General features: G+C 28.3%; 1 pseudogene. It reads right to left on the bottom strand.

Annotation, left to right across the window (positions count from 1 at the left end):
- Window positions 1–131: pseudogene (locus HZY83_RS05005) on the bottom strand (fructose bisphosphate aldolase); the annotation flags it as partial.
- Between the last annotated feature and the right edge of the window lie 297 nt (window positions 132–428).

The following is a 428-nucleotide window of genomic DNA, read 5'->3' as shown; positions in this document are numbered from 1 at the left end:
TCTTCATTGCTATATTGGTCTTCATTAATGCCATATTCTTTAAGCGCTTTAGGAGTACTACCGCCACTTTGGTCTAATGCTGCGATAAATCCTTTGCCATTAGTCATTTTTTCTAATTGTTCTTTATTCATACTTTCCACTCCTTAACTTAACTTTCATTTATAGTATGATAAAAAATATTTTTTATCTCAAGCTTTTCAACTCGAAAAATGTGTAAAAGTATTCTGAATATTGTATTAAGTCATAAATTTGACGTAAATTAGAATTATATTGCTAACAATGTAAAAGTATAAGGCTTATTTCTTATCAAGTTGAAGTGAAAATTTCATAGGGTACATAAGGTCTTCATATAGCTCAAATGTTTTTAAGAATATTCCTTACATCGCTCTGAAACTTTAAGAAACCTATACCATGAATATAAAAAACTC

It is taken from the genome of Gemella sp. GH3 (assembly GCF_013415425.1).
Taxonomy (GTDB): Bacteria; Bacillota; Bacilli; order Staphylococcales; family Gemellaceae; genus Gemelliphila.
This window is presented reverse-complemented; position numbering and strand designations above follow the sequence as displayed.